An 11790-nucleotide genomic window follows, 5' to 3' on the forward strand; every position below is an offset into this window, starting at 1 on the left:
GACGTAAGGCATGAATTGCCAAGAGCTTGTTGGCTTGGAGAACTTAGACGTTCCAGCCCGGGAATCGTTCATTTCTGGGCGGGCCAAATTCCGAAAAGAGAAGCGAGTCTGATTTGTAGTGTCCGCGACGACTCGCCACGAAGGCAAATCCCGTTGCGTATGGGCCTCAATTCAATTGTTGCTGATGAATCCGTCCCACGGAGGGGATGAAATGCAATTCCTGAAATTGTCTGTCTTGATCCTGCCCGCAGTCATCTGTCATTCGGCAATTGCCAATGATCCGATTTACCTGCCGGCCGAAGTGGTTGCACCCGCTCCTCAGGCAGCATCCTTTGGTAACATGCCCGTGGTGACTGCACCAGCCGAGCAGGTTCCACCTTCTCCACTGTATGCATATCCTACGGCTGCGGAATCGGAGTTCGCTCCCATTCCCAAAGCCCCATCAATCCATACACCGGTCATCTCCCGACAGGTGACTCCACCTCCTGTGGCGACGACCACGATCCCACAGGGTGCCGTTGTTTCGGAAGCACCACAAAGCGGATATGTTCGCCTGGGTGCACCGCTCTATCCGTCACCCTCACCACACGTGCCAGTCTGGACGGGTGGAAGCATGATTACCAATCAGGCCTTCGCACCTCACGAAATGCTGTATGCCCATAAGTACAAGGCTCTTTATCCACCTTACTATCACAAGGTGAAGGGCCACTGGTTGCTGACTCCATTTGGTGTTAAGTCCCACGAGCGATGGGAACTGCAAGGGACGATGGTCGAAGTGAACTATCACAGCCACTATCCACTGCTCCCTAAGTTCACAAAGCCCCATACCTCACAAAATCATGGCCCTTGGCGGTAATTCATTTGGGCATGAAAAGGTTGGCGGCCTGCCTGCGAACAGGCCACCGTTCGGCCTGAAAATGAATCCTGAATTCTGGCACTTACTACAACTCTCTGAACTTTGATCGCCTGGTCGATGCTCGACCAGTACACAGGAAGTGATTTGTCATGAATGCATTCACACACCCGGCAACAAGGTTGGTTTTCGCACTTGCTTTGTGCGGTGCCTGTGAGTGGCCCATGGCCCAGGCTGCCGAACCTGCACCAATGCCGACCGATGCAGCACCTGCGGTAACGGCGCCAGCGGCAGCGACGAGCCAATCTGCCGGTGTTGTTCGAATTCGTAAAGAACGAACTCAGGCAGTGCAGCCACAAGCTCCCGTCAGTGGACCGGTGGCTCCCGTCGGCTTCCGTGATGCGATCTCGGAAGGGCTTGAATCCTTTCAGACTCCAGCCCGCCCTGTGACCATGACACAGGCTTATCCTCAGGCTTACGCCTCACAGGGCTATGCGGCACAGCCCGTCGCCATGCAGGGGCAGGTTCAAGGCTACCCTGTGGAAACCGTCTACACCGATTGCCCGAACGGCGAATGTGATCGTCACGGGTACTGCAAAGAACGATTCCACGAGTGGCTCAAATACAAGTTTGGCTACTTCATTCCGACCGGTAATGGTGGAACAGGGACTCCACTGTTTGGCAAATATCATCGTGTCTACCCACAGGATCCTGGCTACTTTGATCAGCGGGATGGTCAGCTTTATTCCGCCCAGGGCTACGGAGTCCCAGTTTCTGTCCCTCTGGCGCCAGTTGTGGGTCACCAGTACAACTACGGTTGGGGAATTCCTTCCAGCCGCTTAACGCCGATTTCTCATCCTGCGAACTGATGTGAGAAGGTGGCGGAACGGTAATCACACGGTGGTTGCCGGGTCGTGTCAGTGAGTCTGTAGTAAGTCGATTTTCACAAGGAACAACAGCGCCTTAATCCGGCCTGCGTAAAGAGGATTCTCTCATGACTTCCCAGGATACTCGATGGCTGGCACTCGCGGCCGTTTCGGCTGCAACGAGCTTGTGCGGTGGTCTTGTTGAACCGACCATCGCCTGTGCTCAGGAAGTTGGCCTTGTGCGAATTTCTGACCGCTCACCTTCCAGCGTGCAGACCACGCCTGTGGGGCACAAGCACTACGCTCACGGGCCGGTCATGACGACGACCATTCCTGCTGATGGGTCTGGTCAGTACTGCGATAATTGCGATCGTCGCGGCGGACACGGCGGCAATGCCTGGCGGATGCATCTGCCACCAGACCACGGTTACTCAGTTCCTGCGAAGTTCCCACTTCAGCGACGTGGTGTCGAGTACGAAAGCTACTTCCCGCCACAGTGGTATGGTGCTGGTCTGACATATCAGCAGAACTATCCCATGGTTTACATGCCCACCGATACTACACAGCTTGGCTTCTACTCCCAACACGTACCGTTCTGGCGGCCCAATCCCAATATGCTGCCACCACGTCCAGTACCATCGCAGTGGCATATCCACGCTCCTGTGGTCTATTCCTCAGATTTCCATCGCATGCATGCTGGTGCTGGCAGTCAGGGCTGGCAGGAAGTGCAAGTTCTCGATTCCACCACAGCCCCGGCAACCCATGGTGCCCAGCCAACACCCATTGATGGAAACGGCTTGCAGCCAGTTCCAGCACCTGTGGTGCCACAAGTTCCTGGATCAGAAGTTCCACCAGCACCCATGCTCGATTCGGCTGCCAGTGGACATATCAAGCGGGCGGCAGCTCAGCAGTAATCTGCTACAGCGTTCGATAAGCAGTCTCAATAGATTCAGCCTTGGTGAGATCTTCACCAAGGCTGTTTTCGTTACGATGTCGAGCAATGGAGCAGTAAATCATTGATCACCCCACGCATCTGGCTTCGTGCCATTCCTCGCGGCTTTGAGCGAGCATGACACACATCTTTTCACCCAACCATGGGTGGCATGACCCTGGAGGCCCCATAAAACAAAACACAGCTCTCAAGGGGATGGTTCTTGACCGGGTGGCAGGGGGGCGGATGTCTGCATCCGCCCTCTGGTAATCAACTTTCGCAAGCTCGATTTCACCTGTTACGTTCCTTCCCATGACCTGGGGGCAAACGAGGACGTTTGACCCCAGCCACGCATCCCATGAGCACTCCAGCGAAGATGTGTGCAACGGACAGCCCGAAGCTGCAAGCATGGCACACAGCCCTTCGTGGTCTGCCTGCATCTCTTCTGCTCAACTCCCAACAAACAACTCCCAACAAACGAGGAACCGGGGTCAGATCCTTCGATCTAACCCCGGTTCACAATTCATCCATAAGCCACGCTGGTATGACGGGCTCTTCGAAAAGATGCACAGCCCACCAGGCACATTTTGGCTTAATACTCGCGAGTGGTCTTCAGGCCCGGCATTGGCACTGGGTATTTGCCTTCGGCATCTGCCACGACAGGAGCTGGCCCGTCTTCTGTGAGTGAATCGACATTCGGTGCGAATTCGTGATCACAATTGAGCATGGCATCGTAGGTGATGACCTGTCCTGTGTGAGCTGCCATACGTCCCATGGATGTCACCAGGCTGGCTTCAGCACCACGGCGAACTTCATTGTAAGGTCGATCCTTGCGAATGGCTTCCACCAGATGATCCCATTCCAACTGATAAGGGCTGGGCTCTTTCGGACCGAACTGCCAGAGGATGTTGTCCTTGCTGGACATATCCTGGCTCTTGTAAGTGCGGGCACGCGAAGGAGCATGACCCGATTGAGAGATCACAGCAGCACCCTTCGAACCATGAGCATAGCTGGCGAACTCCTGATGGCAACCCGGCATGGTGCGGCCTTCCATTAACAGTTTCGTGCCATCAGCAAAGGTGTACTCCACGGCATACTGATCGAAATTCTGATCGACGTAATCGCCGCGGAAGTGACGTCCACCCGTTGCCTGGGCTTTCACTGGCCAGGCATTCTTCATCCAGCAGCACTCGTCAATGTTGTGAATGAGGAAGTCGCTGAAGCCGCCGCCGGAGGCCCACAGGAACGCATGGAAATTCTGGATCTGGTACATCAGTTCCTTCTGACTTTCCGGCTTCTTCTTCGCAAAGGCAGTGGCTGTCGGCCCGGCCATACGATAAGCCCGCAGCAGCAGCAGGTCGCCGATCTCACCATCCTGAATCCGCTTGAAGAGCTCGCCGCGGGCATCGCAATGCCTGCACATCAGGCCGACACCAACTTTGAGATTCTTCTTTTCAGATTCATCGGCCAGTTGCAGCATACGCTTCGTGGAAGGACCATCGACGGTGACGGGCTTCTCCATGAACGTGTTCACGTCTTTGGCAATCGCGTAGGTGAACTGCACCCAGCGAAAGGCGGGAGGCGTGGCCATAATCACGACATCGCCGGGCGAGAGGCAATCGATGGCCTGCTTGTAAGCCTCAAAGCCCACGAATCGGCGATCTTCCGGCACATCGACCTGATCTTTGAACTGACCTTTAAGTCCCTCATAACTGCTGTTCAGTCGATTGGGGAAGACATCGGCCATGGCGACGAGCTTGATGGGCCCCTGATTTTTCACTGAAAGAGCATTGGCTGCCGCACCAGTTCCACGTCCACCGCAGCCGACCAGTGCCACCTTGATGGTATTGTCTTCACCGGCATAAACCGTCTGCGGGATCGCCATGCTCGCAATCATCGATGTTGTCGCCAGTGCTCCAGTGGCCCTCAAAACATCACGGCGACTGACGATCGAATGGGAACCAGAACGGGGCTGCTGTGATGTGCCGGAAGCAAGATTGCCGGATGGTGAATTCGCAGGATTCATCAGGAGGGATCCTCAAAACGGGAACTGAGAACGGGCTGGATATCATTAAGCTGGGATACTTGAGCAGGTGACCCTGTAACTAGGCTAACCTCCTCCAGGTTCGTATCACAAGTCATTGATACGAGAATTCCGGCCCTCGCGTGGGATTTGCGATGGCTCCGCGTCGTCTTCTTCATCGTCAAAGTCTGTTTCGTCCGCTCTTTCAGCAGACTGCCGCTCGAATTCCCTGATGAGCAATGTCTGTTCGGCTGGTGAGAGCAGCAGGAGTTGATCAGATTCGACAGGCTTGAGTGCCTTTGCGAGCTTCCAGCAGAAATTTGCTAGTACGAGCACTATTACGTATTGCGCGACCCAGAATCCCCAGATCACAGTGGGAACTGCTGCAGGGGGAATCATCTGTGGGAAAAACCTGACAGCCAGCATCGCAATCACCAGCACATTGATGATCTTGGCCATTTTCCCATAGGCCTCTAACAGTGATTGATCCATCCGGTAGACGGCGACTTTTTGCAAAGCGGCTGTCACACCCAGCCAGAGCAGCATGGCCAGAACCTGCACGATCATCCACCGCTGGCCAGGGTCTGGCATGAGCATCAGGATCACGCTCAATAGAGGCAGCAGGATCGAGGCGAAACGACCGGCCATCTCAAGTTGGCTGAGCCGTTCGCGCGTCAGTTGCCAGGTCACCCAGGCGAGGGGAATCGTCAGGGCAAACAGTACCCAGTTGCAGGCCAATCGCTGGGCGCGCAACCGTCGAAATTCGTCCGTCACTTTTTCCAGACGATCATTGAGCGCCTTCAGCTCAGGCAGATTTTTCGCCTCACTGGCCACCTTCCATTCGCGTTCAATATCGATAATTCCTACCGCCAATTGTCGAGCTTCATTCTGCAGGAATTGTGAGACATCGAGCCCCACCAGAAGTGCCAGAAACAGCAGAGGCAACAGCAGGATCGAGATTCGCCAGTATTTCCAATAAGGCTGCATACGAGGTGGCCTTCTGTGCGGCAAGCAATAGAACATGTGAGTTTGTGAGATGACTCTTGAAAGAGATCCGTCCGAAAGGATCCCATAACTCACGGCAAAACTCCACCACCTCAAAATCCTGATTGAGGCCATGGGCATAAAACAAAACAGGCAATCCGATCATGGCCGGATTGCCTGTTGTATGTTTGTTTCGACGTGGCTTTAAGAGCTGGGGACAGGAGAGCTTTAATCAGCAGACCCATCCAGGACGACTCGTCATGTTGGAGAGTTGTGTGTCCTCTCGAGCCGGAAGTCTTTCGCGAGAGGAGCCCCTGAGGAGAGCCTTAGCTCTCCCCAGGTTTGGCCTCACGTTCCCGGATCCGCCGGGCTTCAAGCTGGATTCATTCTAACCAGGCTTTTGGACGACAACAGACTCTGAAGTGAGTGTCTGTTTCCATCTCGATCAGCAACCAAATCTTTCGTTGCCCCTGACATCGCTTAGACCTGATTCCATCAATTGCCTGGCATGTGCGTTTGATGGAGTTGTCTCGTACTCAGTTAACAACAGCCAGAGTCAGCTATGGTCGATTTTTGATCGGGTGTGACCAGTTGGTTCGACTCGTCATGTGATCAGGCGGAAACCAGTTGCGGCTGAAATCCGCCCAATCGACACGCTTTGTTTCACGAACCAGTCGTTTTCAACTTAGTGGCAAGGTGTGGCCACAGGAGCGGCACATGTTGGAGCACAAGCGGCTGGAGCAGCACATGTTGGAGCACAGGCGGCTGGAGCACATGCGGCTGGGGCAGCGCAGCTTGGGGCAACTGAGCAGCAAGAGGTCTTGCGGCTGCAGGCCTTGCGGAGCTTGCACTTCATGGCTGCAAACTTTTCCTTGAGGCAGCAGCGCTTCTTGGCGCAAGGATCGCAAGCTGGAGCACATGTTGGTGCGCAGGTGGCTGGAGCACAGGCAACAGGAGCAGCACAGCTAGGAGCACAAGCGGCAGGAGCTGGTGCACAGGCAGCAGGAGCTGCACATGTTGGAGCACAAGCAGCTGGAGCTGGAGCACAAGCGACAGGAGCAGCGCAAGTTGGAGCACAGGCTGCAGGAGCAGGTGCACAGGCAACAGGAGCAGCGCAGCTAGGGGCACAAGCCGCAGGAGCGGCACACGATGGGGCTGGTGCAGCGCAGGTAGGCTCAGGAGCGCAACCGCAGTCGCTCTTCTTGAGCCAGTGGAAACCGGCGTCAGCCGAATTCAAACCGGCGATACACAGCAGCACAGCGGAAATCCATGCAAACTTCATCTCAATCTCTCCTAAACAAATCCAAGGGAACGTGAGGAACCAGGAGCGAAACAGGACACCTTGTCCCGCCATCTGAACCCCTGGCCCAACCCTGCGTGTCACAACGGACATCACACCCTACTTTTCGGACTGAATAGACTTGGAGGTCTACGAAGTTTGCTCAAAATCCACACGACTCAAGCTACTGGCGAGAATGTGAAGAATGCACCGAATTTGCTGATGGATCACAGGCTGTTTTTGCCTTTCACCGATTGGCCACGTTTTTTCACTCAAGTTGTCTCCGCCAGAACCATTGGCCCTGGCTCCACGAGGCGTAGTTCTGTGGGCTGGCACTGACTGAATGAGTTCCATGGCCTCCAAGTGGTTGCTGTAAGTCCAGTCTGTCGCATGAGATATGCATCCTGGTTCAACTCCGCATCGGAAATCCAGTCAATGCCTGTTAAGATGCGGTGCATCAACAAAGGCCACACCATGCACGACATCACTCACGACCACACCAGCCAGCATCGCATTCTTGCCTTGAGCCGCATGCTGGAACTGGTACTCAAGCTGAATGATGTCAACGACCTCGCTGCCGTCCTGAACGCCATTACCCATGGTGCCTGTCAGGCGGTGGAATGTGATCGAGCCAGTCTTTTCCTCTATGACTCGCAAGCGGACGAACTCTATTCTCATTCCACGACCGAATTGGAAATCCGCGAGATTCGCCTTCCTATCGATAGCGGTATTATTGGACACGTCGCCCGGGAACGTGTGCCTCTGGTTGTCGCACAACCTCATGACGATTCGCGATGGTCACCCGTGTTTGATCAGCAGACGGGCTATCGAACTCGAAACATTCTGGCTGTTCCCGTGGTCTCCAAATCGGAGAATCGACTTCTCGGTGTTCTTCAACTGCTCAACAAGCATGCCAGTGGCTTCGAAGACTTCGATGTTCAATTGATGCAGGCCTTTGCTCTGCATGCAGGAGCCGCCATCGAAAGGCAGTGGCTGCAATCTGCTGCCAGGCAAGCGGAGGATTACCGCCGCTCAATGGAAATGGCGCGACAGATTCAAATGGGGTTTCTGCCCAAGGAACGTCCCAGATTTCCGCAGTACGAAGTGACGGCTTGGTGGGAACCTGCCGAGTATGTGAGTGGTGATTATTACGACTGGCTCGTGGCTCCTGATGGTCGGTTGGGGATTGCGGTGGGTGATGTCAGTGGTCATGGCATGGCTGCGAGTCTGATCATGGCGTCGGTGCGTGCCATGATTCATGCGTTAGGAAGACTGGCAACGACCCCTGCTGACATGATGGAACTTTTGCAGGATGTCGTGCAGGCCGATCTCGCAGAAGGTCGCTTTCTCACACTATTACTTCTGACCATCGATCCCGTGACTCATTGCGTAGAATTTGCCAATGCTGGTCATGCACCTGCGATTTACTTCCAATCGTCGAAACGCTCCTGCAGACGGCTTGAAGCGACACGTACGCCGCTTGGATTTCCAGTCAATCAATCGTTGCGAATGCCCATCTATCCTGTCATGCAACCCGGTGATCTGTTGATTCTCGGTACGGATGGATTGATTGAAGTTCATGACAGAACAGGCCGGATTTTTGGCATGCAGCGCCTGGAAGAACTCATAGCAAAACATGCACATGAGTCGGTTGAAAAGTTATCTCAGATTCTGAAACGTGAAGTTTTCGATTTCTCTGCTGAACATCCCTTTCCAGACGACATGACGTTGCTCATCATTAAGCGCACCGCCGAAGCCGCCTGAATTTCTGGTGGCTGTTCGCAAGATCCGGCAGCCATGGAATTGCAGCCTGGTCTTCGCTGCTTGTTCGGGTTCATCTCTTCAGCAATAGATGCAAACTTCTATGTACGTCAGCGTGTTTGATCTGTTCAAAGTGGGCATTGGGCCGTCCAGCTCTCACACCGTCGGGCCGATGAAGGCAGCTCAAATCTTTGCTCAGCGACTGGTCGATCAGGGCCACCTCGAAAAGCTGGGGATGGTGCAGGCTCACCTGTTTGGTTCTCTAGCACTCACCGGCAAAGGCCACGCGACAGATTCGGCAGTCATCTGGGGACTGGCTGGTGAAATGCCGGCGACAGCCCAGTCCGAGAATCTCGCCAGAATTCTCGATCGAGTCCAGAAGGAACATCGCCTTCCCATCGGAGGGACAGATCACGAAATCGAGTTCCTCCCCGATCGGGACATCTTCTTCCATTATAATGAGGTGTTGCCACAACACCCCAACGGTATGAAGTTCGTCGCACTCGACAAAAATGGTCTGCCACTTTCCATGGAGAGTGCGTTTTCCGTTGGCGGCGGATTTGTCATTTTTGAAGGGGAAGACCAGTCACAGACATCAACTTCACCCCAGGTCGAAATCCCCTTCCCCTTCACGACGGCTGCCGAACTTCTCGAAATCGGTATCCGCGAGAAGAAGTCGATTGCGGCTATTGTTCGCGAGAATGAGCGAGCTTTCCGCACGGATGATGAGATCGATGCCGGCCTCGACCGTATCTGGGAGGTCATGCAAAGTTCCATCGATCGCGGTTGCCGCACCGAAGGGATTCTTCCTGGTGGCCTGAATGTCAAACGCCGTGCAGCGAGCATGTGTCGTACACTCATGACCTCCGGCCCACGCCCCATTGACCCCATGCAATGCCTCGATTGGGTGAGCCTGTTTGCACTTGCTGTCAATGAAGAGAACGCTGCTGGCGGCCAGGTGGTGACAGCACCCACAAATGGAGCAGCCGGAGTCATTCCTGCGGTGATTGCTTATTACAAACGTTTATTGGCTGGTGCGACACTGGAAGGTGTTCGTACCTTCCTGTTGACTGCTGGTGCGATTGGTATGCTCTATAAACGCAATGCTTCACTCTCTGCTGCCGAAATGGGTTGTCAGGGTGAAGTGGGTGTCGCCTGTTCAATGGCTGCTGGTGGCCTCGCTGCCGTCATGGGGGGCTCGAACGAACAGATTGAGAACGCAGCGGAAATCGGCATGGAGCATAACCTGGGGCTGACCTGCGATCCCATCAAAGGGTTGGTGCAGGTTCCGTGCATCGAACGCAACACGATGGGGGCTGCGAAAGCCATTAATGCCGCCCGGCTCGCAGTTCTGCATGGAGATGGCACCCACCGTGTCTCACTCGACCGCGTCATCGAGACGATGCGCCAGACAGGCGTCGATATGCAGGTCAAATACAAAGAAACCTCCATCGGCGGACTCGCGGTCAACGTCGTGGATTGCTGATATCACTCGCTTCCCACTGACTTGGGAAATATCTGTGGTGGTTGATGGGTTGACCCTGGTTGTGGTTCAATCAGTGAATTGAACTTCCTTGAGTCATGCACCTCTCAGACGACTTGAGAGTGACCACGCTCATGAACGACCTGGCAGAGTGAACGATGTCACAACACATTCCCACACGTCGCAGCTTCCTGACAACGGCCGCCTTTTCAACATCCGCCGGCTGGCTGCTGGCCACTCCTCAGAGCGCCCCTGCTCAGAGCGCCACGGCAAACCCCGGTGAATTCGTCGAACCAGCCCGTACGCTCCCGGTTCAGCGCGATGCGGATGTCATCGTGTGTGGTGCCGGACCGGCTGGCGTCACTGCTGCCATCACAGCGGCCCGACTTGGTGCGCGTGTGCGACTTTTCGAAGCGCATGGGTCACTCGGTGGAGTCTGGACAAGTTCACTCCTGGGCTACCTTCTTGATTTTGATAAGCCCGGCTTCAACGTGGAACTTGTTCGCCACCTGCGTCATCGCGGTGCGATTCGTGGTGAAGGGATGAATGGTCTCACCTATCACCCGGAAGAAATGAAGCTGATTCTCGAAGAACTCTGCACACGGGCAGGCGTCAATCTCCAACTTCATACCCGCGTGACCGCTGCTTATCGCGCAGGGAACCGGCTGTCGACAATCATCACAGAATCGAAATCGGGCCGGGAAGCCTGGCAGGCTCCTGTCTTTATCGATACGACAGGCGATGGCGATTTGGGTGCTCAGGCGGGCTGCGAATTCGAGATTGGCCGCGATCAAGCCTGCCCCTGCCAACCGATGACGATGTACGCTCTGCTCGTCGTCAGGAATCTGGCAGAGATCGCCCCGTACCTTCACGGTGTCGGAAATGATGGCCAGCACGTCGGGCCGAAAGCCTTTCAGGATCTGCTCAAATCGGCCGGGGTGCAGCCCAGCTATGGCAAAGCCGCCCTGTTTCCCATCTCGGGACAGCTTGTTCTCCTGATGGCGAATCATGAATACGGCATCAACGCCACGAATGCCGCTCAAGTCACGACGGCCACACTTCATGCCCGGGCGGAACTTCACCAGATTGTGAAGGCTCTGGCCAAACTTGGTGGCCCCTGGCAAGGGACAGAAATCGTCGCGACTCCCGAACAGATTGGCATTCGCGATGGCCGCCGGATTCGCGGCCGCTACATCATGACTGCCGATGACCTCATTCGCGGTGCCACCCAGGACGATGCCGTCGTCAGGGCGAAATTCCCGGTCGATATTCACGCACTATCGCTCGAGGAAAATCGCAAGTCGGCCTATAGCAATGCGGGGGTGAAAGCGAAGCCATACGATATCCCCATCAGAGCTCTCATCGCCCGCAATGTTGATGGTCTGTTAATGGCTGGCCGCTGCATCAGTGGTGACTTTATCTCGCATGCCAGCTATCGCGTGACGGGGAATGCCGTCGCCATGGGCGAAGCGGCCGGCGCTGTGGCAGCTATCGCGGCAGAAACGAAACAACTCCCACAAGATATCCCCTGGCCCACCACTCAAGCCGCCATCGAAAAATCCCGCACGATTGGCGACTCGACCCGGCTCGAGTGATGGGTAGTGTCGGCG

9 protein-coding genes are annotated in these 11790 nt (G+C 55.2%); 6 read left to right on the forward strand and 3 right to left on the reverse strand.

Annotated features, from left to right (window positions below; all coding sequences use genetic code 11):
* Positions 1 to 211 precede the first annotated feature (211 nt).
* The 3 genes from A6X21_RS03995 (at position 212) to A6X21_RS04005 (ending at position 2633) form a co-directional block, all read left to right on the forward strand.
* Entirely contained in the window at positions 212 to 856 is a 645-nt protein-coding gene (locus A6X21_RS03995; RefSeq protein ID WP_068846204.1) for a hypothetical protein, read from the forward strand.
* A gap of 149 nt (positions 857 to 1005) precedes the next feature.
* Positions 1006 to 1722 carry a hypothetical protein gene (locus A6X21_RS04000; protein WP_131818181.1) on the forward strand — a complete coding sequence of 239 codons (717 nt, stop codon included), beginning with the start codon at positions 1006 to 1008 and terminating at the stop codon, positions 1720 to 1722.
* 125 nt (positions 1723 to 1847) lie between these two features.
* Positions 1848 to 2633, forward strand: a complete 786-nt coding sequence (locus A6X21_RS04005; protein ID WP_068846206.1) for a hypothetical protein — start codon at positions 1848 to 1850, stop codon at positions 2631 to 2633.
* Positions 2634 to 3242: 609 nt separating this feature from the next.
* Here A6X21_RS04005 and A6X21_RS04010 read toward each other — a convergent pair.
* From A6X21_RS04010 to A6X21_RS24985, 3 genes are all read right to left on the reverse strand, one after another.
* Positions 3243 to 4676 (reverse strand): Gfo/Idh/MocA family protein, encoded by a 1434-nt coding sequence (locus tag A6X21_RS04010; RefSeq protein ID WP_068846207.1) that lies wholly within the window; start codon positions 4674 to 4676, stop codon positions 3243 to 3245.
* 105 nt (positions 4677 to 4781) lie between these two features.
* Positions 4782 to 5660 carry a hypothetical protein gene (locus A6X21_RS04015; RefSeq protein ID WP_068846208.1) on the reverse strand — a complete coding sequence of 293 codons (879 nt, stop codon included), beginning with the start codon at positions 5658 to 5660 and terminating at the stop codon, positions 4782 to 4784.
* A gap of 682 nt (positions 5661 to 6342) precedes the next feature.
* Positions 6343 to 6939 (reverse strand): hypothetical protein, encoded by a 597-nt coding sequence (locus A6X21_RS24985; protein ID WP_205847378.1) that lies wholly within the window; start codon positions 6937 to 6939, stop codon positions 6343 to 6345.
* Between the two features lie 432 nt (positions 6940 to 7371).
* Here A6X21_RS24985 and A6X21_RS04030 point away from each other — a divergent pair, with 432 nt between their 5' ends.
* From A6X21_RS04030 to A6X21_RS04040, 3 genes are all read left to right on the forward strand, one after another.
* Positions 7372 to 8700, forward strand: a complete 1329-nt coding sequence (locus A6X21_RS04030; protein ID WP_068846211.1) for a PP2C family protein-serine/threonine phosphatase — start codon at positions 7372 to 7374, stop codon at positions 8698 to 8700.
* A 100-nt stretch (positions 8701 to 8800) separates the two neighbouring features.
* Positions 8801 to 10183, forward strand: coding sequence for an L-serine ammonia-lyase (locus A6X21_RS04035; protein ID WP_068846212.1), 1383 nt, complete (start codon positions 8801 to 8803; stop codon positions 10181 to 10183).
* A 155-nt stretch (positions 10184 to 10338) separates the two neighbouring features.
* Positions 10339 to 11775 carry an FAD-dependent oxidoreductase gene (locus A6X21_RS04040; RefSeq protein ID WP_083233388.1) on the forward strand — a complete coding sequence of 479 codons (1437 nt, stop codon included), beginning with the start codon at positions 10339 to 10341 and terminating at the stop codon, positions 11773 to 11775.
* Positions 11776 to 11790: the final 15 nt, after the last annotated feature.

The organism is Planctopirus hydrillae, from assembly GCF_001707835.1.
In the GTDB taxonomy this organism is placed as follows: Bacteria; Planctomycetota; Planctomycetia; order Planctomycetales; family Planctomycetaceae; genus Planctopirus; species Planctopirus hydrillae.